The 19,094-nt window shown below is 62.8% G+C and carries 32 protein-coding genes; all 32 read right to left on the reverse strand.

Going from position 1 to position 19,094, the window contains the following annotated elements; translation table 11 throughout:
• Position 1: 1 nt before the first annotated feature.
• The 32 genes from AB1451_10900 to fusA all read right to left on the reverse strand — a co-directional run bounded on the left by AB1451_10900 (position 2) and on the right by fusA (position 19,055).
• Positions 2-1,042, reverse strand: coding sequence for a DNA-directed RNA polymerase subunit alpha (locus tag AB1451_10900; GenBank protein MEW6683414.1), 1,041 nt, complete (start codon positions 1,040-1,042; stop codon positions 2-4).
• Positions 1,043-1,093: 51 nt separating this feature from the next.
• Positions 1,094-1,720, reverse strand: coding sequence for a 30S ribosomal protein S4 (gene rpsD / locus AB1451_10905; GenBank protein MEW6683415.1), 627 nt, complete (start codon positions 1,718-1,720; stop codon positions 1,094-1,096).
• Positions 1,721-1,732: 12 nt separating this feature from the next.
• Positions 1,733-2,119, reverse strand: coding sequence for a 30S ribosomal protein S11 (rpsK, locus tag AB1451_10910; protein MEW6683416.1), 387 nt, complete (start codon positions 2,117-2,119; stop codon positions 1,733-1,735).
• A 63-nt stretch (positions 2,120-2,182) separates the two neighbouring features.
• Positions 2,183-2,560 carry a 30S ribosomal protein S13 gene (gene rpsM / locus AB1451_10915; protein MEW6683417.1) on the reverse strand — a complete coding sequence of 126 codons (378 nt, stop codon included), beginning with the start codon at positions 2,558-2,560 and terminating at the stop codon, positions 2,183-2,185.
• 156 nt (positions 2,561-2,716) lie between these two features.
• Positions 2,717-2,830 (reverse strand): 50S ribosomal protein L36, encoded by a 114-nt coding sequence (rpmJ, locus tag AB1451_10920; GenBank protein MEW6683418.1) that lies wholly within the window; start codon positions 2,828-2,830, stop codon positions 2,717-2,719.
• 13 nt (positions 2,831-2,843) lie between these two features.
• On the reverse strand, positions 2,844-3,065 hold the full coding sequence (infA, locus tag AB1451_10925; protein ID MEW6683419.1) for a translation initiation factor IF-1: 222 nt from the start codon (positions 3,063-3,065) through the stop codon (positions 2,844-2,846).
• Between the two features lie 8 nt (positions 3,066-3,073).
• A complete protein-coding gene (gene map / locus AB1451_10930) occupies positions 3,074-3,826 on the reverse strand; it encodes a type I methionyl aminopeptidase (protein MEW6683420.1) in 753 nt (250 codons plus the stop codon).
• A complete protein-coding gene (locus AB1451_10935; GenBank protein MEW6683421.1) occupies positions 3,823-4,479 on the reverse strand; it encodes an adenylate kinase in 657 nt (218 codons plus the stop codon). Before AB1451_10935 ends, map begins: the two co-directional genes overlap by 4 nt.
• A 2-nt stretch (positions 4,480-4,481) precedes the next feature.
• Entirely contained in the window at positions 4,482-5,795 is a 1,314-nt protein-coding gene (gene secY / locus AB1451_10940; GenBank protein ID MEW6683422.1) for a preprotein translocase subunit SecY, read from the reverse strand.
• 14 nt (positions 5,796-5,809) lie between these two features.
• Complete coding sequence (gene rplO / locus AB1451_10945) at positions 5,810-6,268, reverse strand: 50S ribosomal protein L15 (protein ID MEW6683423.1); 459 nt, start codon at positions 6,266-6,268, stop codon at positions 5,810-5,812.
• Positions 6,268-6,507: a 50S ribosomal protein L30 gene (rpmD, locus tag AB1451_10950; GenBank protein ID MEW6683424.1), complete on the reverse strand. Its 240-nt coding sequence runs from the start codon at positions 6,505-6,507 to the stop codon at positions 6,268-6,270. The genes rplO and rpmD overlap by 1 nt, the downstream gene beginning before the upstream one ends.
• Positions 6,507-7,016, reverse strand: coding sequence for a 30S ribosomal protein S5 (rpsE, locus tag AB1451_10955; GenBank protein ID MEW6683425.1), 510 nt, complete (start codon positions 7,014-7,016; stop codon positions 6,507-6,509). Before rpsE ends, rpmD begins: the two co-directional genes overlap by 1 nt.
• Before the next feature lie 12 nt (positions 7,017-7,028).
• The gene (gene rplR / locus AB1451_10960; GenBank protein ID MEW6683426.1) at positions 7,029-7,397 is read right to left on the reverse strand and encodes a 50S ribosomal protein L18; all 369 of its coding nucleotides are present in this window, start codon (positions 7,395-7,397) and stop codon (positions 7,029-7,031) included.
• Positions 7,398-7,437: 40 nt separating this feature from the next.
• Entirely contained in the window at positions 7,438-7,974 is a 537-nt protein-coding gene (rplF, locus tag AB1451_10965; protein MEW6683427.1) for a 50S ribosomal protein L6, read from the reverse strand.
• 3 nt (positions 7,975-7,977) lie between these two features.
• Positions 7,978-8,376, reverse strand: a complete 399-nt coding sequence (gene rpsH, locus AB1451_10970; protein ID MEW6683428.1) for a 30S ribosomal protein S8 — start codon at positions 8,374-8,376, stop codon at positions 7,978-7,980.
• A gap of 71 nt (positions 8,377-8,447) precedes the next feature.
• Complete coding sequence (locus AB1451_10975; GenBank protein ID MEW6683429.1) at positions 8,448-8,633, reverse strand: type Z 30S ribosomal protein S14; 186 nt, start codon at positions 8,631-8,633, stop codon at positions 8,448-8,450.
• 25 nt (positions 8,634-8,658) lie between these two features.
• On the reverse strand, positions 8,659-9,222 hold the full coding sequence (gene rplE, locus AB1451_10980) for a 50S ribosomal protein L5 (GenBank protein MEW6683430.1): 564 nt from the start codon (positions 9,220-9,222) through the stop codon (positions 8,659-8,661).
• 2 nt (positions 9,223-9,224) lie between these two features.
• A complete protein-coding gene (rplX, locus tag AB1451_10985) occupies positions 9,225-9,584 on the reverse strand; it encodes a 50S ribosomal protein L24 (GenBank protein MEW6683431.1) in 360 nt (119 codons plus the stop codon).
• Positions 9,585-9,953, reverse strand: coding sequence for a 50S ribosomal protein L14 (rplN, locus tag AB1451_10990; GenBank protein MEW6683432.1), 369 nt, complete (start codon positions 9,951-9,953; stop codon positions 9,585-9,587).
• Positions 9,950-10,264 (reverse strand): 30S ribosomal protein S17, encoded by a 315-nt coding sequence (rpsQ, locus tag AB1451_10995; GenBank protein MEW6683433.1) that lies wholly within the window; start codon positions 10,262-10,264, stop codon positions 9,950-9,952. The genes rplN and rpsQ overlap by 4 nt, the downstream gene beginning before the upstream one ends.
• 23 nt (positions 10,265-10,287) lie before the next feature.
• Positions 10,288-10,494, reverse strand: coding sequence for a 50S ribosomal protein L29 (rpmC, locus tag AB1451_11000; GenBank protein ID MEW6683434.1), 207 nt, complete (start codon positions 10,492-10,494; stop codon positions 10,288-10,290).
• Positions 10,495-10,496: 2 nt separating this feature from the next.
• A complete protein-coding gene (gene rplP, locus AB1451_11005) occupies positions 10,497-10,913 on the reverse strand; it encodes a 50S ribosomal protein L16 (protein ID MEW6683435.1) in 417 nt (138 codons plus the stop codon).
• Entirely contained in the window at positions 10,906-11,580 is a 675-nt protein-coding gene (gene rpsC, locus AB1451_11010; GenBank protein ID MEW6683436.1) for a 30S ribosomal protein S3, read from the reverse strand. The genes rplP and rpsC overlap by 8 nt, the downstream gene beginning before the upstream one ends.
• On the reverse strand, positions 11,570-11,968 hold the full coding sequence (gene rplV, locus AB1451_11015; protein MEW6683437.1) for a 50S ribosomal protein L22: 399 nt from the start codon (positions 11,966-11,968) through the stop codon (positions 11,570-11,572). Before rplV ends, rpsC begins: the two co-directional genes overlap by 11 nt.
• A 30-nt stretch (positions 11,969-11,998) precedes the next feature.
• Complete coding sequence (gene rpsS, locus AB1451_11020; protein MEW6683438.1) at positions 11,999-12,286, reverse strand: 30S ribosomal protein S19; 288 nt, start codon at positions 12,284-12,286, stop codon at positions 11,999-12,001.
• A gap of 6 nt (positions 12,287-12,292) precedes the next feature.
• Positions 12,293-13,117 carry a 50S ribosomal protein L2 gene (gene rplB, locus AB1451_11025; GenBank protein MEW6683439.1) on the reverse strand — a complete coding sequence of 275 codons (825 nt, stop codon included), beginning with the start codon at positions 13,115-13,117 and terminating at the stop codon, positions 12,293-12,295.
• A 144-nt stretch (positions 13,118-13,261) separates the two neighbouring features.
• Complete coding sequence (gene rplW, locus AB1451_11030) at positions 13,262-13,612, reverse strand: 50S ribosomal protein L23 (GenBank protein ID MEW6683440.1); 351 nt, start codon at positions 13,610-13,612, stop codon at positions 13,262-13,264.
• Positions 13,609-14,223, reverse strand: coding sequence for a 50S ribosomal protein L4 (gene rplD, locus AB1451_11035; GenBank protein ID MEW6683441.1), 615 nt, complete (start codon positions 14,221-14,223; stop codon positions 13,609-13,611). Before rplD ends, rplW begins: the two co-directional genes overlap by 4 nt.
• Positions 14,224-14,483: 260 nt before the next feature.
• Positions 14,484-15,122 (reverse strand): 50S ribosomal protein L3, encoded by a 639-nt coding sequence (rplC, locus tag AB1451_11040; GenBank protein ID MEW6683442.1) that lies wholly within the window; start codon positions 15,120-15,122, stop codon positions 14,484-14,486.
• Complete coding sequence (gene rpsJ, locus AB1451_11045; protein MEW6683443.1) at positions 15,119-15,433, reverse strand: 30S ribosomal protein S10; 315 nt, start codon at positions 15,431-15,433, stop codon at positions 15,119-15,121. Before rpsJ ends, rplC begins: the two co-directional genes overlap by 4 nt.
• A 166-nt stretch (positions 15,434-15,599) precedes the next feature.
• Positions 15,600-16,790 (reverse strand): elongation factor Tu, encoded by a 1,191-nt coding sequence (gene tuf / locus AB1451_11050; protein MEW6683444.1) that lies wholly within the window; start codon positions 16,788-16,790, stop codon positions 15,600-15,602.
• Positions 16,791-16,973: 183 nt separating this feature from the next.
• A complete protein-coding gene (fusA, locus tag AB1451_11055) occupies positions 16,974-19,055 on the reverse strand; it encodes an elongation factor G (GenBank protein ID MEW6683445.1) in 2,082 nt (693 codons plus the stop codon).
• Positions 19,056-19,094: the final 39 nt, after the last annotated feature.

A 19,094-nucleotide genomic window follows, 5' to 3' on the forward strand; every position in this document is an offset into this window, starting at 1 on the left:
GTCAGGCCACCCCCTCGGGCTTGGCTTCGGTCTCCACTCTGATCTCGGCTTCGGTGCCCTCCGGCGGAATCAAGTCTTTGATGTTCATGCCGAAGGACAGCCCCATCTCGTGGAGCAGCTCCTTGATCTCGTTGAGCGACTTGCGGCCGAAGTTCTTGGTCTTGAGCATCTCATGTTCGGTCTTTTGCACGAGGTCCGCGATGGTCTTGATGTTCGCGTTCTTGAGGCAGTTGGCCGCCCGCACCGAGAGCTCCAGCTCGTTCACGCCGCGAAACAGGTTGCGGTTCAAGTCCTTGCGCGTCTCCTCGGTCACCGGGACGGCGACCGCGTCGCCCTCGTCGAAGTTGATGAAGATTTGCATGTGATCTTTGACGATCTTGGCCGCGTGCGCCAGCGCGTCTTCCGGCGTGATGCTGCCGTCGGTCCAGATTTCCATGACCAGGCGATCGTAGTCCGTGATCCGCCCGACGCGAGCGGGCTCGACCACGAAGTTCACGCGTTTGACCGGCGGGAAGATGGCGTCGATGGGGATGGTGCCGATCGGCATGCCTTCTTCTTTGTTGCGATCGGCCGGCACGTACCCGCGCCCGAGCTTGACGGTCAACTCGGCCTTCACGTTCGCGTCTTTGTCGAGCGTCGCGATGTGGATGTCCGGCGTGAGAATCTCCACGTCGGCGTCGTGCACGATGTCTTCCCCCGTCAGTTCGCCGGGCCCGCGTTTGTTGATCGTGACCACCTTCGGCTTGTCGCCGTGCAGTTTCACGCGCAGGCGCTTGAGGTTCAAGACGACGTCGGTAACGTCCTCTTTCACGCCGGGAATCGTGGCGAACTCGTGCAACACGCCCTCGATTTTGATCGAGGTGACGGCGGCCCCGACGATGGACGACAGCAGCACGCGCCGCAGGGCGTTGCCGATCGTGGTGCCGAACCCGCGCTCGAACGGCTCCGCGGTGAACTTGCCGTACGTGTCGGTCAAGCTCTCCTTGTCGCATTCCATTTTTCGCGGCGCCTGAAAATCACTCGTTCTGATCAATGTTGTCATAGCATCATCTCCACCCTAGCCTGCATTCGCCACCGCGTCCTGCGGCTCGATCTATCGCGAGTACAGCTCGACTACGAGCTGCTCGTTGACCGGCAGGGCGATCTCTTCCTTGGTCGGGAGCTCCTTGACTCGACCGGTACAGTGGGTCTTGTCCACCTCCAGCCACGATGGAACACCGCGCCCGTCCACGCCTTCGAGCGCCTTTTGGACCGGTAACATCGACCGCGACGACTCGTGGACCGACACGGTCGCACCCGGCACGACCAGAAACGAGGGAATGTCCACCTTCTTCCCGTTGACCTGAAAATGGCCGTGCCGGACCAACTGCCTGGCCTCCCGACGCGACGACGCGAATCCCAACCGATAGACCACGTTGTCCAACCGGCGCTCGAGCAAGACCAACAGGTTCTCGCCGGTAATACCCTTCATACGCTCCGCCCGGTGAAAATACCCGCGGAACTGGCGTTCCAGCAGCCCGTAGATCCGCTTGAGCTTTTGTTTCTCGCGGAGCTGGAGGCTGTACTCGGACGTCCGCATCCGACCCTGCCCGTGTTGACCCGGGGGGTAACTCCGACGGTCCACCGCGCACTTGTCCGAGTAACAGCGCGTTCCCTTGAGAAACAACTTCGTGCCCTCGCGACGGCACAGCCGGCACACCGGCCCTAAATATCGTCCCACTTGGTCTTCTCCTTAAACTCGGCGGCGTTTCGGCGGCCGACACCCATTATGCGGGATCGGCGTCACGTCCCGAATAAGATTGATCTTGAGGCCGGCCACCTGCAACGCCCGGATCGCGGATTCGCGACCCGATCCCGGCCCCTTGACGTACACGTCCACTTGCCGCATCCCGTGTTCCATGGCTTTTTTGGCGGCCGCGTCCGCGGCCCGCTGCGCGGCGAACGGGGTGCTCTTGCGAGACCCCTTAAACCCCTGGTTGCCCGCGCTGGCCCAGACCACCACGTTGCCGGCCAGATCGGTCAGGGTGACGATCGTATTGTTGAACGAAGCCTGCACGTGCGCCACGCCCGTTTGCACGTGTTTGCGTTCCTTCTTTTTGCCGACTTTCTTATTGACCATACTCCCCCTCGCATCCTCGCTCGCGCACCGTCTCGTCACGGACGGGCGTACAGCCGTACGCCCCTACTTTTCTTTTTTCTTCGCGCCGATCCCGCGTCGGTTCGGTCCCTTCCGGGTCTTGGCGTTGGTGTGCGTTCGCTGACCCCGAACCGGGAGGCCGCGGCGGTGACGCAGCCCACGATAACACCCGATGTCCATCAGACGCTTGATGTTCATCGCCGTCTCGCGGCGGAGATCCCCCTCCACCTTGTACTCGCGGTCGACGATGTCCCTCAGGCGGACCACCTCGCCTTCCTGGAGGGCCTTGACCCGCGTGGCGGGATCCACGTTCGCCTGCCGCAAAATCTTGAGCGCCGAGGACCGACCGATGCCGTAGATCGCGGTCAACCCGATCTCGACCCGCTTGTCCCGCGGCAAATCAATTCCAGCGATACGCGCCATATCTTCTCCTAAATACTAGTCTCGAAATCCATCAGCCTGTTCAGGAACGCGCCAGATGCAAGGCGGAGTGAGCACCGCACCGCAGCGTACTCGGTATGTACGTGAGGAGCGGATGCGCAGCGACAACGCCGCAGATGGCCGTTCATGGACAGGCTCCTACCCTTGTCGCTGTTTGTGCCGCGGGTTCTCGCAAATTACGCGAACGACTCCGCGACGCTTGATGATCTTGCACTTCGCACAAATCGTTTTAATCGATGATCGCACTTTCATGCCGGTTCCCCCACTACTTGCTGAAACGGTACGTGATGCGTCCCCTGGTCAGATCGTACTGCGACAATTCGACCGTGACCTTGTCCCCGGGGAGGATCTTGATATAGTGCATCCGCATCTTCCCGGAAATATGCGCCAACACCTTGTGGCCGTTCTCCAGCGCCACCCGGAACATGGCGTTGGGGAGGGGTTCGACAATCGTCCCCTGCACTTCGATTGTATCTTCCTTCGCCATCGTCTCCGTTACGCCGCGCGCGTCAGCACTTTCGGGCCTTCGGCGGTCAGGGCGATGGTGTGCTCGAAGTGCGCCGACAGCTTCCGGTCTCTGGTCACCACGGTCCACCGATCGGCCAACACCTCCACTTCGCTCCCACCGACGTTGACCATCGGCTCGATCGCCAACACCAATCCCTGTTTGAGCCGAGGCCCCTCCCCGGGTTTTCCGAAGTTCGGCACCTGCGGATCCTCGTGGAGACTCCGGCCGATGCCGTGGCCCACGAAATCAGTCACCACGGAGTACCCTTCACGCTCGGCCACCGACTGGATCGCGTGCGAGACATCGGACAACCGATTGCCCACGTTCACCTGCGCCAACCCGGCGTCCAAGGCATCTTCCGTGACGCGGATGAGCCGAGCCGCCTCCTCCGAAATCTGGCCGACCGGCAAGGTCACCGCCGCGTCGCCGTGATACCCTTCGACAATCGCGCCCACGTCCACGCCGATAATGTCGCCTTCCTCGAGCCGTTTCTGCGGCGACGGGATGCCGTGCACCACCTCTTCGTTCACCGAGGTGCACAACGTCGCCGGGAATCCCCGGTACCCCTTGAACGCGGGCCGTGCGCCCTCACGCACGATGAAATCCTCGGCCCAGCGATCCAGTTCGGCGGTGGTGACGCCGGGCTTGACCCGTTCACGGAGGAACGCGATGGTCGATGCCACGACCCGACTGGCTTGGGCGATCAGTTCGATCTCCTGCGGTGTCTTCAAGATGATCATACCGCCCGCGGCGAGAGCAGCGCCGCCTCAACGCGCGCCGCGACCTGCTCGATCGGCGCCGAGCCGTCGATCATCGTCAACAGGCCGCGCGCTTGATAATACGCCAGGAGCGGCGCGGTTTCACGCTCGTACACCGCCAATCGTTTCCGTATCGTCTCCTCGCGGTCGTCGTCACGCTGGATGAGTTCGGTTCCGCACGCCCCACATCGGGTCCCTTGCGGCGACGGGTCGTATTTCACGTGATACACCCTCCCGCATTTCGGACACCCGCGTCGGCCGGACAGACGATCCACGATCAGGTCGGCCCCCGCTTGAAACGCGACCGCGCGGTCCAGCCGTTCGCCGCGCGACGCGAGCATCGCGTCCAGCGCTTCCGCCTGGGGAATCGTCCGCGGAAATCCGTCCAAGAGATACCCCGGCTTGGTGTCGTCGGCTTTCAGGCGCTCGGCCAGCATCCCGATCACGACTTCATCGGGCACCAATGCGCCAGCCTCCATAAACGTCTTGGCCTGACGGCCCAACGGCGTATTGTTGCGCACCGCTTCCCGCAGCACGTCGCCGGTGGAGATCTTCGCGATCCCCTGCGCCGCGGCCAACCGTTGCGCCTGCGTGCCCTTGCCCACCCCCGGGGGGCCGATAAAGACCACCCTCACCGCTACCCGCTGCGGCCCTTGAGCCGCCCCTTCCGCATAAAGCCTTCGTAGTTTCTGGTGATCATGTGGGTCTCGATCTGCTGCGCGGTGTCGAGGCCCACTCCAACGACGATCAGCAGCGACGTGCCGCCGAAGAAGAACGGCAGCCCGGCTTGATAGATCAACAACTCCGGAATCACGCAGACGACGGCGAGGTAAATCGACCCGGCAAACGTCACGCGGGTCAGCACCCGGTAAATGTAGTCCGACGTCTTCTGCCCCGGTCTGATCCCGGGAATGAACCCGCCGTACTTTTTCATGTTGTCCGCCATGTCCACCGGATTCAAGACCACCGCGGTGTAAAAGAACGCGAAAAAGATGATCAACCCGACGTACAACACCGTGTACAACGCCGAACCCGGCGCCAGTTGCTGCGAGAGGCTCTGCACCCACGCGATCTGGATGAACCCCGCGATCGTGGCCGGAAACGCGATCAGGCTCGACGCGAAGATCGGCGGGATCACGCCCGCGGTATTGATCTTGAGCGGAATGTGCGTGTTCTGTCCCCCATAGACCCGACGTCCCACCACCCGTTTGGCGTACTGCACCGGCACCTTTCGCCGCCCGCTTTCCAGGAACACGATCGCCGCGGTCACGCCCACCATCATGACGGCCAGCGCGATCAGGAACACGCTGCTCAACTGCCCCGTGTCCCACAGGTTATAGGTGTTGATGAGCGCGCTGGGAATGTTCGCCACGATCCCCGCGAAGATGATCAACGAAATCCCGTTCCCGATGCCGCGTTCGGTGATCTGCTCTCCGAGCCACATGAGAAAGGCCGTGCCCGCCGTGATGGTGATCATGGTCATCAGGCGGAACGACCAGCCCGGTTGCTGTACGAACACCCCGCCGTTCATCTTCTCCAACCCCACGGCGATGCCGAACGATTGAATAAGGCCGATGCCGATGGTCCCGTACCGCGTGTACTGGATGATCTTCTTGCGCCCCCGCTCCCCCTCCTTCGCCAACTTGGTCAGGGCCGGCACCACCACCGTCAACAACTGCAGGATGATGGAGGCCGAAATGTACGGCATGATCCCCAGGGCCACGATGGTGACTCTGGCCAGCGCGCCGCCGGAGAACATGTCCAGAAAACCCATCAGGGCGCCGCCTTCCTGATGGAGGAACTTGCTCAGTTCTTCGCCGTTGATACCCGGGGTCGGCACGTGCGCCGCGACGCGGTACACGGCCAGCATCGCCAACGTGAAGAAAATCCGCTGGCGCAGCTCCGGAATCTTGAAGACGTTCTGGAGATTCGTGACGAGCCGTTCGAACACGCGGTCGTCCCTTCTCAGTGCCGCGGCAAGGCTTCGATAACCACCGCCTTTCCACCAGCCGCTTCGATCTTCTCCTTTGCGCGCCGGCTGAACGCGTGCGCCTGGATCGTCAGCGGAGCGGCCAGCGTCCCGTCTCCGAGAATCTTGACCGTCGCGGCCGACGCCTTGATCACGCCGGCGGCCTTCAGTCGTTCGGGCGTGACCGCGTCGGTCGCGTCGAAGCCCGCCAGTCGATCAAGGTTCACGACCGACGGCGCCTCGCGAAAAATATTCACGAACCCGCGCTTCGGCGCGCGGCGGATCATCGGATTCTGGCCGCCTTCGAATCCCGGAGCCTTCGTCCCGCCGGAACGGGCGCCCTGCCCCTTGTGGCCCTTGGTCGAGGTCTTGCCGTGACCGGAACCGATGCCGCGGCCGATCCGCTTTTCTTTCTTCTTCGCGCCCCGCGCAGGAGCGAGCTGATCCAGCCGAATCATGACCGTCCTTCGGTGTGGGGTTCGACCAGGACCATATGCGAGATCGCGGCCACCATCCCCCGAATGGCCGGATTGTCCGGTCGGATCACCGTCTGTTGCAGCTTACGAAATCCCAACCCCTTGACGATGGCTTTGTGCTTCGCCGGGCGGCCGATCGGGCTTCTCACCAGAGTGATGGCCAGGCGGGAACCCGTTGGTGTCGTCGCCGGCGTTGCGCTCGGAGTTTGCGGACCCATCACGCTCCCACCTCGGCCGGCTCGACCGCCCGCACGCCCCGCATCCTCGTGAGCGTGTCCGGGTCGCGCAGCGCCGTCAGACCGTTGAGCGTGGCCTTGACCACGTTGTAGGGATTCCCGCTCCCCAACGACTTGCAGAGGATATTCCGAATCCCGGAGATCTCCATTACCGAACGCACGGCGCCGCCCGCGATAATTCCCGTTCCCTCCGCGGCGGGCTTCATCATGATCCGTTCGGCCCCGCACCGCCCGACGATCTCGTACGGGATGGTATCGTCTTTGATCGGCACTCGCACCAGGCTTTTCTTGGCGTGCTCGACGGCCTTGCGGATCGCCTCAGGGACTTCCGCGGCCTTGCCTTTGCCCACACCGACGTACCCCTGGCCGTCGCCGACCACAACGATCGCCGCAAAACTGAACCGCTTGCCGCCCTTCACCACCTTGGCCACACGGTTGATATACACGACCTTGTCCTTTAAGGTCAGCTCATCCGGATTGACACGTTCCAACCGTCAGCCCTCCTAGAATTGCAATCCCGCTTCACGCGCGGCGTCCGCAAGCGCTTTGAGCCTGCCGTGATACAGGTAGCCCCCGCGATCAAAAACCACCGCCACCACGTTCGCCGCCTTGGCGCGCTCAGCCACCGCCGCACCCAGGGCCTTCGCCGCCTCGATCGAGTTGTGTTTCACCCGCTCGCGAATCGAGGGTTCCAGCGTGGAGGCCGAGACCACGGTCCGCCCATCGAGGTCGTCGATGATTTGACAGTACAGATAGCGATTGCTTCGGAACACCGACAACCGCAGACGGCTCTTGGTGCCGATCACCCGCTTCCGCACGCGACGGTGTCTGCGCTGGCGGGCCTCGACTTTATCTTTGGCATTTGTGCTCATCGTTCGATCATCTCAGGACGCCCTCCGGCGCCGACAGGTCCTACTTGCCGGTCTTTCCTTCCTTGCGGATGATGTGTTCGCCCGCGTACTTGACGCCCTTGCCCTTGTAGGGCTCGGGCTTTCGCATCGCCCGAATCTTGGCCGCGGCCTGGCCGAGCACGTACTTGTCGATTCCCTTCAGCGTGACTGTGGTCTGTTTGTCGACCGCCGCGTCGATCCCCGCTGGCAACGGAAACTCGATCTGGTGCGTGTGCCCCAGGCTCAGGAGCAGCTTCTTGCCCTGCAGTTGGGCGCGGTACCCCACGCCGCTGATCTCCAGCACCCGTTCATACCCCTGGGTCACGCCCTCGACCATGTTCTTGATCTCGTTCCTGACCGTGCCGTGGAGGGAGCGGTCGGTCTTCTCGTCGGTGGAGCGGCCTACTCGGATCTGGCCGTTCTCCACCTGAACCGACACCCGCGGGTGGATCGTCTTGGAAAGCTCGCCCTTCGGGCCTTTCACCCGGACGAGGCCTCCCGCGACCTTCACGTCGACCCCCTTGGGAACCGCCAACTCTTTACGCCCGATCCTCGACATGGCTCACCACACGTAACACAATACCTCTCCGCCGACCTTGGCCTGCCGAGATTGCTTGTCGGTCAGGACCCCACGGTTGGTGGAGAGGACCGCGATCCCGTAACCGCCTTTGACCTGCGGGATGCGGTCGTAACCCACGTACACGCGCCGACCGGGGGTGCTCACGCGTTCGATCCCCGCGATCACCGGCTCTTCTTCGTTGAGGTATTTCAGCTCGATCTTGAGCGCCTGTCGCCCCTCGTGAGACACCAAACGCGCATCGCGAACAAAGCCTTCCTCTTTGAGCAGGCGGGCGATCTCGCGTTTGATCCGAGACGCCGGGATGAGGACGGACTCGTGACGTCGCATCATCGCGTTGCGAATACGCGTCAACATGTCGGCGATGGGATCGGTCATACTCATCGAAACATTACTCCTTCGTTTTTCCGTTCCCCGATTCCCCGATTCGCCGGTTTACCGGTTCTGGTCTTCATCTACCAGCTCGCCTTCACCACGCCGGGGATATCCCCCCGCAGGCTGAAGTTGCGGAAGCAGATCCGGCAGAGGGCGAATTTTCTCATGTAGCCCCGCACGCGGCCGCAGGACCGGCAGCGATGGTACTGGCGAACCGCGAATTTTTGCGGCTGGAGGGATTTATGGATGATTGCCTTGCGTGCCATGGGTCTCCTTCGATCAGCTCTGCGGTCAGTTCCTGAACGGCATGCCGAGGTGTTTGAGCAGGGCCTTGGCTTCCGCATCGGTCTTGGCGGTGGTTACGATCGTCACATCCATGCCGTGAATCGCGCTGATCTCGTCGTATTTGATCTCGGGGAAAATCAGCTGCTCCTTGACACCCAGCGTGTAGTTGCCCCGCCCGTCGAACGATCGCCCCAGCACGCCGCGAAAATCGCGGATGCGCGGGAGCGCCACGTGCAGCAGGCGCTCGAGGAACTCCCACATGCGCTGGCCCCGCATCGTCACCTTGCACCCGATGGACATGCCCTGGCGCAGCTTGAACCCGGCGATGGATTTGCGCGCCTTGGTGATCATGGGACGTTGTCCCGTGATTTGGGCCACCTCGCCCATCGCGGCTTCCAGCAGCTTACCGTTGGAGGTGGCCTCGCCCATCCCGACGTTGAGCACGACCTTTTCCAGTCGCGGCACCTGCATCGGGTTCTTGTAGGCGAATTCCTTCATCAGCAGCGGCACCACTTCTTCTTGGTAACGCGTGCGAAGGGGCGGTACTTCGGTGGTCGAGGTCTTTGCCATCGCTAGCCCTTATCCACGATCTCTCCGCACCGCTTGCAGCGGCGGAGCCGTCGCCCACCATCGAGCAGCGCGACCCCGAGCCTGGCGGGTTTGGCGCAGTGTGGACACACCACCATCACCTTCGCGAGCGCGAGCGCGCCTTCCTTTTCCACGATGCCGCCCTTGCTCGAGCGGCCGGGCTTGGTGTGGCGTTTGATCAGGTTGAGTTTTTCCACCACCACCTTGGACTGGGCCGGCATCACGTGCAGGACCTTGCCCTGCTTCCCGCGTTCTTTGCCGGCCAGGATCACCACGGTGTCGCCCTTCTTGATCCGCGCCTTCGTGGGCATTGCTTCAATCGACTTGAGTGTCGTCCCGATCATCTACAACACCTCGGGCGCCAACGAAATGATCTTCATGAACTTCTTCCATCTCAATTCTCGGGCGACCGGCCCGAAGATTCGGGTGCCGATCGGTTCGCCCTGGGCGTTGATCAGCACCGCGGCGTTGCGGTCGAATTTGATGTAGGAACCGTCCTCCCGACGCACGCCTTTGACGGTACGAACCACCACCGCCTTCACCACCTCCCCCTTCTTGACGCTGCCCTGGGGAATGGCTTCTTTGACCGTGACCGTGATCACGTCGCCGATCGTGGCGTACCGGCGCTTGGACCCGCCGAAGACGTGAAAACACATCACCTTCTTCGCGCCCGAATTGTCGGCGACATCGAGCATGGTGTAAATCTGGATCATGACGCCGTCGGCTCCTGGGCGGCCTTCCCGATTTCCACGGCCCGTTCGAGGATCGAAACCACCCGCCAGCGCTTGCGCTTGGACAACGGACGCGTCTCCGATAGTCGGACCAGGTCCCCCACGCCGCAGTTCCGGTCGTCGTGAGCCATGTAACGGGTGCTCCGTCGGACCACCTTCTTATACTGCGGGTGAACGATCGTCCACTCGACCGCGACCACCACGGTCTTCTGCATCTTATTGCTCACGACCCGCCCCACCACCGATTTGGGTGTGTTGGAGCGATCCTTCGTGGGCTCCGCGCGGGGCCTCATGGTTTCGGCGTTCTTGGCCATGGTCATTTGGCGCCCGTGCGGCCCAACTCGCGGGCAATGGTTTTCACCCGCGCGACCTCGCGCCGGACGGCCTTGAACCGAGCCGGGCTCTCCACCCGGCCGGTCGCGTTCTGCACGCGCAGATGGAACAATTCTTTCTTGAGATCCCGCACCTTCTGCGCGAGTTCTTCGCTTGTCAGGCCTCGGAGGTCCTTCACGTCGGTCGCCATCGCTACACCTCCGCTCCGCGCTCGATGAACCTGGTCGCGATCGGGAGCTTGAACGCGGCGAGCCGGAACGCGGCCTTGGCCACGTCTTGCGTCACCCCTTCCATCTCATAGAGGATCCGGCCCGGCTTGACCACGCAAACCCACAGCTCGGGATTGCCCTTGCCTTTTCCCATCCGGGTTTCCGCGGGCTTCTTGCTGATGGGCTTGTCGGGGAAAACGCGGATCCAGATCCGTCCGCCGCGCTTGACGTACCGGGTCATGGCGATGCGCGCCGCCTCGATTTGCCGCGCGGTGACCCATCCCGGTTCCATCGCCTTGAGGCCGAAGTCCCCGAACGCCAGCGCTGCGCCGCGATAGGCCTTGCCGTTCATGCGGCCCTTTTGCATCTTGCGGTATTTGACTTTCTTGGGGCTAAGCATGGGCCTTCATCCCCCGCTCATCAGCGACCGCGAGCGCGGCTCCCGGCGCCAGTTCGCCCCGGTAAATCCAGACTTTCACGCCGATCTGACCGTAGGTGGTTTTGGCCTCGGCCAGGCCGTAGTCGATATCGGCGCGCAGGGTGTGCAGGGGAACCCGCCCCTCGCGGTACCACTCCGTCCGTGCGATTTCGCCGCCGCCCAATCGACCCGCACACGCGACCCTGATGCCCTTGGCGCCCAAACGGAGCGCGGAGACCACCGCCTTCTTCATCGCGCGACGAAAGGCGATGCGCTTCTCCAATTGAAGGGCGATATTCTCGGCCACCAGTTGCGCGTCCACTTCGGGTTTCTTGATCTCCCGGATGTTGATCGCCACCTGGCGTTTGGTCAGCGCTTCGATCTCCGCCTTGAGCTTGTCCACCTCGGCCCCTTTTCGTCCGATGATGATCCCGGGTCTTGAGGTGTGCAGGTTGATCCGGAGTTGGTTGCCCGACCGCTCGATTTCGATCCGCGAGATCCCGGCGTGGTACAGCTTGCCTTTGACGATCTTGCGGACCTTGAGGTCTTCGTGCAAGAGCGCGGCGAACTCCTTGCCCGCGAACCAACGCGAGTTCCACGACTTGATGTAACCCAATCGGAAACCGATCGGGTGGACCTTATGCCCCACGGTGCTCCGCTCCCTTCGCTGTGCCGGTCGCCGCCGCGCGCCGCGCGGGACGCGGTTTCGGCGTGACGACGACGGTGATGTGGCTCATCCGTTTGTGGATCGCGTGCGCGCGTCCCTGCGGCGCCGGCTGGATCCGCTTGAGCGTCGGACCCTGATCAACCACCGCGTGGCTCACCACCAAGTCGTCCACGTCGCCGATGTCCCGATTTTCCGCGTTCGCGATGGCTGACCGCAGCACCTTTTCGACCACGCGAGCCGCGCCCCTCGAGGTGAACTTCAGCACCGAGAGCGCGTCTCCCGCGCGCTTGCCGCGGATCAGATCGATCACGCTTCGCGCCTTGCGGGGGGCGATCCGTACGAACTTGAGGACCGCTTTTGCCTCTGCCATGGTATCCGCCGTTCCTCTCTTCGCCGCGCGCTACTTCGGCGCCGTCGCCTTCTCCGTCTTGGCCGCGCCGTGGCCTTTGAAGAGCCGCGTGGGCGCGAACTCCCCGAGCTTGTGCCCGACCAGATTCTCGGTCACGTACACCGGGATGAACTTCTTGCCGTTGTGAACCGCCAAGGTGTGTCCCAACATCTCCGGCACGATGGTCGACCGGCGCGACCACGTTTTGATGATCTTTTTGTCCCTGGCCTGGTTGAGTTTTTCGATCTTGGCCATCAAGCTGGCGTCGACGAACGGGCCTTTCTTGACTGATCTCGGCATAGCTCGCTACGTCCTCTTCTTGATGATGAACCGCGTCGTGTCCTTCCGGCGCCTGGTCTTGAACCCCTTGGCGAGCTGACCCCAGGGGGACACCGGATGGGGATTGCCTTGCCCGGCCTTCCCCTCGCCGCCGCCGTGCGGGTGGTCAACGGGGTTCATCGCCACCCCCCGGACCGTCGGACGACGCCCCAACCATCGGGAGCGTCCGGCCTTGCCGATCGACACGTTTTCGTGATCGAGATTGCCGACCTGACCGACCGTGGCCATACACGCGGCGCTGATCAATCGAACCTCTCCGGAGCCCAACCGCACCTGGGCATACCGCTCATCCCTGGCCATCAACTGCGCCACCGTGCCCGCGCTACGGGCCAGTTGGCCGCCTTTGCCCGGCCGCATTTCGATGTTGTGGATCTGCGTCCCCACCGTGATCTTGGACAGCGGGAGCGCGTTGCCCACTCGGATCTCGGCGTTCGGACCCGACATCACGGTACTCCCCACGGTCAGGCCGAGCGGCGCCAAGATGTAGCGCTTCTCCCCGTCGCGGTAGTTCAGCAGCGCGATCCGGGCGGAACGATTCGGATCGTACTCGATGGACGCCACCGTCGCCGGAATGTCCGGCTTATCCCGCTTGAAGTCGATGAGCCGGAACGCACGTTTGTGACCGCCGCCCCGGTGCCGCACCGTCATCTTCCCGACGTTGTTGCGTCCGCCCGACGGGGAACGCGACACCACCAGCGATTTTTCCGGACGCCGTTTGGTGAGCTCTTCGAACGTCGAACACGTCATCGCGCGTCGCCCCGGGGAGGTGGGCTTGTATCCCTTTATCGCCATAATGACACCGTTTCTGTCTGTGAGCCCGCGCAGGAAGGGTCAGATGCAAGGCGGAGCGAGCACCGGAGCGGAGCGTACTGGGTGCGTACGTGAGCACCGGGTGCGCAGCGACAACGCAGCAGATGACCCTTCATCCGCGGGCTCCTATCCTCCCTCGAACAGGTCGAGCTTCTGACCCGGCTTCAACGTCACGATCCCCTTCTTCCACGACGGTTCTCGCCCTTCGAATCGCCCGAGCCGCTTGGTTTTGCCCCGCACGTTGACGATGTTGACCGACGCCACCTTGACCTTCAGCGCTTCTTCGACCGCCTTCTTCACTTCCGACTTGTTGGCCCGAGACGAGACCATGAACGAGATCTGGTTGTGCTCTTCGCGCAAGCGCGTGCTTTTTTCCGTCAGGAGCGGAGCAATCAAAATATCGTGGGGATCGACCCGCAAACCCGGGGCGTTTCCGGTCGCGGCCTTGGGCGTCGCCTTTCGCGGCGCCGCGCTCATGACCACGCCTCCGCCAAACGGCCGAGATCAGGTTGCATCAGCACCACGTGGTGATGCGCCAGCACATCGTAGACGTTGAGTCCCGGGACGTCGACCACGGTGACGCGGCCCAGGTTCGCGCTGGCCCGCCGGATCCATCCATCGGCGTCGCGGTGAACGATCAACACCCGGCCGTCCAACCCCAAGGCCTCGAGTAGTCCCGCCATCAGCTTGGTCTTGGGCTCGGCCAACGCCAACTGGTCGAGCACCACCACCTGGTCCTGCACCACCTTGGCACTCATCGCTCCTGCCAGCGCGGCGCGCGCTTTCTTGCGCGGAAACGCATAACCATAGTCTCTGGGCGTGGGACCGAACACGGTGCCGCCCTTTCGCCACAGCGGCGAGCGGATCGACCCCGCACGCGCCCGGCCCGTCCCCTTTTGTTTCCACGGCTTGCGCCCGGTTCCGCTCACTTCACCGCGCTCTTTGGTATCAGCGGTTCCCTGTCGGCGCGAGGCCAACTGCATGGTCACCGCCTCGTGGAGCAGCGCGCGATTGGGCTCCGAGGTAAACAACCGCCCCGTCAGCTCGATGCGCCCGACAGTCTCGTTCTTCGCGTTCAAGACCGACACGACTCGTGCACCCGAGGCCGAAATCTCGACCGCCGGCCTGGTGACGGGAACAGCGACCTTCGGGGCCTTCGGGGCCGCCGGAGGTGCGGTTTGCTTCTTGGATGGCTCGCGTGGCGCGACGCGGGTCGGACGCGCGGCGGCTTTGGGCTTTGCAGCCGCCTTGGCAATGGGTTTGCGTGCCTTGGTCGCTGGCGGCTTGGAACGCGCCGAGGACGCGGGCTTCGCCTTCCCGGCCCTCCCCTTGCTTCCCTTGCTCGGCGTCATGCCCCCCCTCCGGCAGACGCGACGCGCCGAATCTCCACCACCGAGCCGGTTGGACCGGGGATCGCGCCCCGCAACAACACGAGGTTCTCCTCGGCCCGCACGTCGATCACCTCGAGGCCCTTGACGGTGACGCGCTCCGCGCCCATGTGGCCGGGCAGCCGCTTGCCCTTGAACACACGCGACGGAAACGAACTCGCCCCGATGGATCCGGGTTGCCGATGAAACATCGAGCCGTGAGTCGCGGGACCGCCTGAAAAGTGGTGGCGCTTCATGACGCCGGCAAATCCCTTGCCTTTCGAAATCCCGCTGACCGAAACCCACTCGCCCTTTTGCAGCGCCTCCGCGCTGACGGTCTGGCCCACTTCGACGCCCTGGCCATCGGTCGGGAACTCGCGAAGGTGATACGCCGGCGGCACATTGGCCTTCTTGTAGTGACCGCGCAGCGGTTGATTCGCCCGACTTTCTTTCTTCGGATCAAACGAGAGCTGCACCGCCCGGTACCCATCGGTCTCAGGAGTCTTGACCTGTACGACTCGACACGGGCCGGCCTGGACCACGGTCACGGGAATCAACCGCCCGTTCTCCCCGAACACCTGGGTCATGCCGAGTTTGCGACCGAGCAATCCGCCAATCACAACTTGATCTCCACGTGGACACCGGCCGCGAGGTTGAGCTTCATCAGCGCGTCCACGGTTTCCGGCGACGGTTCCATGATTTCGATCAACCGCTTGTGCGTGCGGATCTCGAATTGTTCGCGCGACTTTTTGTCCACGTGCGGCGAACGGAGCACCGTGTACCGGTTGATCCGGGTCGGCAACGGCACCGGGCCTGAAATCTTCGCGCCCGTGCGCTTGGCCGTCTCCACGATCTCCACCACGGATTGATCGAGCACGCGATAGTCATATCCCTTCAGCCTGATCCGAATTTTTTGATTTGCGACAACCATGTCGTCTTGTTCTTTCTTTCCCCGGAGCCTGTTCAGGAATGCGTCAGATGCAAGGCGCCGCGAGACCCGGATCCTGTAGGGGCGTATTGCAATACGCCCCTACGAATGACGCGAGGACCGGAAGCGCAGCGGCAACGACGCAGATGACCGCTCATGGACAGGCGCCTCACGCGATGATCCCGGTGATGACGCCGGCGCCCACGGTCCGGCCGCCCTCCCGGATCGCAAAGCGCAACCCCTCTTCCATCGCGATCGGCGTGATCAGCTCCACGTCCATCCGCACGTTGTCCCCCGGCATCACCATCTCCACGCCTTCCGGCAGCTTTGCCACCCCCGTCACGTCCGTGGTCCGAAAGTAGAACTGCGGCCGGTACCCGTTGAAGAACGGCGTGTGCCGCCCCCCTTCTTCTTTGGTCAAGATGTACGCTTCGGCCTTGAATTTGGTGTGCGGCGTGATGCTCCCCGGCTTGGCCAACACCATCCCCCGCTCCACTTCTTCTTTCTTGGTCCCCCGCAAGAGGATCCCCACGTTGTCGCCCGCTTGCCCCTGGTCGAGCACTTTGCGGAACATCTCCACGCCCGTGACCACGGTCTTCTGCGTGGCTTTGATCCCCACGATCTCGATCTCATCGCCCACTTTGACGACGCCCCGCTCGATCCGCCCCGTCACCACGGTGCCCCGCCCCGAGATCGAGAAGACGTCTTCCACGCTCATCTGGAAGGGCTTGTCGATGTCGCGTTTGGGCGTCGGGATGTAGGTGTCCACGTTCTCCATCAATTTGAGGATCGCCGGCGCGCCCAGCGGCCCTTGGTCCCCTTCCAATGCTTTGAGCGCGCTGCCCGCCACGAACGGGATCTGATCCCCCGGAAATTCGTATTTTTTGAGCAGCTCGCGCACTTCCAGCTCGACCAGGTCCAACAGCTCTTTGTCGTCGACCATGTCGGCTTTGTTTAAAAACACGACGATGTAGGGCACGCCCACTTGCCGCGCCAACAGGATGTGCTCGCGCGTTTGCGGCATCGGCCCGTCCGCCGCGCTGACCACCAGGATCGCGCCGTCCATCTGCGCCGCCCCGGTGATCATGTTCTTGACGTAGTCCGCGTGCCCCGGGCAGTCCACGTGCGCGTAGTGCCGGTTGTCGGTCTGGTATTCTACGTGCGCGATCGCGATGGTGATCCCCCGCTCTTTCTCTTCCGGCGCTTTGTCGATCTGGTCGTACGCCATGAATTCCGCCAGCTTCTTCTCCGCCAGCACTTTGGTGATCGCCGCCGTCAACGTCGTCTTCCCGTGGTCCACGTGCCCGATCGTCCCGATGTTCAGGTGCGGCTTCGTCCGCTCAAATTTCGCTTTCGCCATGTGCGTCTCCCTTAACCCCGGTTCTCATTCAAGCGGGGCTTACTGAATGCTTCGGCCAGTTGAGCCCGTTCAGGGATGGCCAGATGCCAGGCGGAGCGAGCACCGGAGCGCAGCGTACTGGGTGCGTACGTGAGCACCGAAGCGCAGCGACAACGCCGCAGATGGCCATTCATGGACGGGCTCCTACCCACCCTGCACCTTCGCAACGATCTGATCGGCAATCGGTTTCGGCACCATGTCGTAGTGCGCGAACTGCATGGTAAAGGTGCCGCGACCCTGGGTCTTGGACCGCAGATCGGTGGCGTAGCCGAACATCTCGGCCAGCGGCACCTCGGCGGTGATGACCTGCGCCGACCCCCTCGCCTTCATCCCTTGAATCTTGCCGCGCCGCGAGTTGAGATCACCGATCACGTCCCCCATATAATCCTCGGGCACGATCACTTCCAGCGACATGATCGGCTCCAGCAACACGGGATTCGCCTTTTTCGCGGCCTCCTTGAAACCCATCGAGCCCGCGATCTTGAACGCCATTTCCGACGAGTCCACGTCGTGGTACGAGCCGTCGACGATCCTCACCTTGATGTCCACCATGGGATAGCCCGCGACCACGCCGTTTTCCATGGCCTCGCGCACCCCTTTTTCCACGGCGGGAATATACTCCCTAGGGACTCTTCCGCCCACGATCTTGTTTTCGAACTCAAAGCCCTTGCCAGGTTCCTGGGGCTCGATCTCCAAGACCACGTGCCCATACTGCCCGCGCCCGCCGGTCTGCCGGATATATTTGCCTTCCGCCCCCGACGCCGTTCGGATCGTCTCCCGGAACGCCACCTGGGGTTTGCCGACGTTGGTTTCGACCTTGAACTCCCGCTTCAGACGATCGACGATGATCTCCAGATGCAACTCCCCCATCCCGGCGATGAGCGTTTGCATGGTCTCTTCGTCGGTCGAAACCCGCAGCGAGGGATCCTCTTGCGCGAGCTTCTGGAGGGCGAGCCCCATCTTTTCTTGATCCGGTTTGGTCTTGGGCTCGATCGCCATCTGGATCACCGGTTCGGGGAACTTCATCACTTCGAGCAGAACCGGATGATCCTCGTCGCAGAGCGTGTCACCGGTGGTGGCGCCCTTGAGTCCCACCGCCGCGCCGATCTCTCCGGCGTACATCTCCTTGACCTCTTCGCGTTTGTTGGCGTGCATCTTGAGAATGCGCCCGATCCGTTCCTTGCTGTCCTTGGTCGCGTTGTAGATGTACGAGCCCGATTTCAAGATGCCCGAGTAGACGCGGAAAAAGGTGAGCTGCCCCACGAACGGATCGGTCATGATCTTAAAAGCCAGTGCCGAAAATTTTTCGTTGTCGTCGGGACGACGCGTGACCTCCTGCTGGGTCTTCATGTCGACCCCGGTCACCGGCGGAATGTCCAAGGGCGACGGCAAGTAGTCCACCACGGCATCCAAGAGCAACTGCACGCCCTTATTCTTAAATGAGGCGCCGCAGAGGACCGGGACGACCTTCATATCAAGCACGCCCTTGCGGATCGCGGCCTTCAGTTCCTCAACCGTCGGCGACTCGCCGGCGAGATACCGCTCCATCACGGTCTCATCGCAATCCGCGAGCGCCTCGATCATCTTCTCCCGATACTCGTGCGCTTGGTCTTTGAGATCCCCCGGGATCTCGTCCACGACGAACTTCGCTCCGAGCGTTTCGTCGTCGAAAAAGACCCCTTTCATAGTGAGCAGGTCGACCGGGCCTCGGAACGTGCTCTCCTTTCCAATGGGGAGCTGAAGGCAGACCGGGCGAACTCCCAGCCGGTCCACCAACGACTGCACGCTCGCGAAGAAATCAGCCCCGATCCGGTCCATCTTGTTCATGAACGCGATGCGGGGCACGCGATACTTGTCCGCCTGTCGCCAGACGGTTTCGGACTGCGGCTCCACCCCTTGCACCGAGTCGAACACCGCAACCGCGCCGTCCAACACCCGCAGGGAGCGCTCGACTTCGATCGTGAAGTCCACGTGCCCCGGGGTGTCGATGATGTTGATCCGATAGTCCCTCCAGAAACAGGTCGTGGCGGCGGCCGTGATCGTGATCCCGCGCTCGCGTTCCTGCTCCATCCAATCCATGGTGGCCGAGCCCTCGTCCACCTCGCCGATCCGATGGGTCACGCCGGTGTAATACAAGATGCGCTCGGTGGTCGTGGTTTTGCCCGCGTCGATATGCGCCATGATCCCGATGTTGCGGGTCCGCTCTAATGGGTACTGACGAGGCACTTGTGTTCCTTCTTACCCCAACCGACTGATTGTGAAACC

The sequence above is a fragment of the Nitrospirota bacterium genome, from assembly GCA_040757335.1.
In the GTDB taxonomy this organism is placed as follows: domain Bacteria; phylum Nitrospirota; class Nitrospiria; order 2-01-FULL-66-17; family 2-01-FULL-66-17; genus JBFLXB01.

Bases quoted from the DNA above. Each gene is read 5' to 3' on its own strand.
- rplB (MEW6683439.1), bottom strand. From the start codon at position 13,117: ATGGCGATAAAGGGATACAAGCCCACCTCCCCGGGGCGACGCGCGATG.
- AB1451_10975 (MEW6683429.1), bottom strand. From the start codon at position 8,633: ATGGCACGCAAGGCAATCATCCATAAATCCCTCCAGCCGCAAAAATTC.
- rpsQ (MEW6683433.1), bottom strand. From the start codon at position 10,264: ATGAGGCCCCGCGCGGAGCCCACGAAGGATCGCTCCAACACACCCAAA.
- rplW (MEW6683440.1), bottom strand. From the start codon at position 13,612: ATGAGCGCGGCGCCGCGAAAGGCGACGCCCAAGGCCGCGACCGGAAAC.
- tuf (MEW6683444.1), bottom strand. From the start codon at position 16,790: ATGGCGAAAGCGAAATTTGAGCGGACGAAGCCGCACCTGAACATCGGG.
- rplF (MEW6683427.1), bottom strand. From the start codon at position 7,974: ATGTCGAGGATCGGGCGTAAAGAGTTGGCGGTTCCCAAGGGGGTCGAC.
- rpmC (MEW6683434.1), bottom strand. From the start codon at position 10,494: ATGGCGACCGACGTGAAGGACCTCCGAGGCCTGACAAGCGAAGAACTC.
- rpsK (MEW6683416.1), bottom strand. From the start codon at position 2,119: ATGGTCAATAAGAAAGTCGGCAAAAAGAAGGAACGCAAACACGTGCAA.
- rplR (MEW6683426.1), bottom strand. From the start codon at position 7,397: ATGAGCACAAATGCCAAAGATAAAGTCGAGGCCCGCCAGCGCAGACAC.
- rplX (MEW6683431.1), bottom strand. From the start codon at position 9,584: ATGATCGGGACGACACTCAAGTCGATTGAAGCAATGCCCACGAAGGCG.
- rpsH (MEW6683428.1), bottom strand. From the start codon at position 8,376: ATGAGTATGACCGATCCCATCGCCGACATGTTGACGCGTATTCGCAAC.
- rplE (MEW6683430.1), bottom strand. From the start codon at position 9,222: ATGGCAAAGACCTCGACCACCGAAGTACCGCCCCTTCGCACGCGTTAC.
- map (MEW6683420.1), bottom strand. From the start codon at position 3,826: ATGATCATCTTGAAGACACCGCAGGAGATCGAACTGATCGCCCAAGCC.
- rplP (MEW6683435.1), bottom strand. From the start codon at position 10,913: ATGCTTAGCCCCAAGAAAGTCAAATACCGCAAGATGCAAAAGGGCCGC.
- rpmJ (MEW6683418.1), bottom strand. From the start codon at position 2,830: ATGAAAGTGCGATCATCGATTAAAACGATTTGTGCGAAGTGCAAGATC.
- rpmD (MEW6683424.1), bottom strand. From the start codon at position 6,507: ATGGGTCCGCAAACTCCGAGCGCAACGCCGGCGACGACACCAACGGGT.
- rpsS (MEW6683438.1), bottom strand. From the start codon at position 12,286: ATGCCGAGATCAGTCAAGAAAGGCCCGTTCGTCGACGCCAGCTTGATG.
- rpsM (MEW6683417.1), bottom strand. From the start codon at position 2,560: ATGGCGCGTATCGCTGGAATTGATTTGCCGCGGGACAAGCGGGTCGAG.
- rpsJ (MEW6683443.1), bottom strand. From the start codon at position 15,433: ATGGTTGTCGCAAATCAAAAAATTCGGATCAGGCTGAAGGGATATGAC.
- AB1451_10900 (MEW6683414.1), bottom strand. From the start codon at position 1,042: ATGACAACATTGATCAGAACGAGTGATTTTCAGGCGCCGCGAAAAATG.
- rplN (MEW6683432.1), bottom strand. From the start codon at position 9,953: ATGATCCAGATTTACACCATGCTCGATGTCGCCGACAATTCGGGCGCG.
- rplV (MEW6683437.1), bottom strand. From the start codon at position 11,968: ATGGCAGAGGCAAAAGCGGTCCTCAAGTTCGTACGGATCGCCCCCCGC.
- infA (MEW6683419.1), bottom strand. From the start codon at position 3,065: ATGGCGAAGGAAGATACAATCGAAGTGCAGGGGACGATTGTCGAACCC.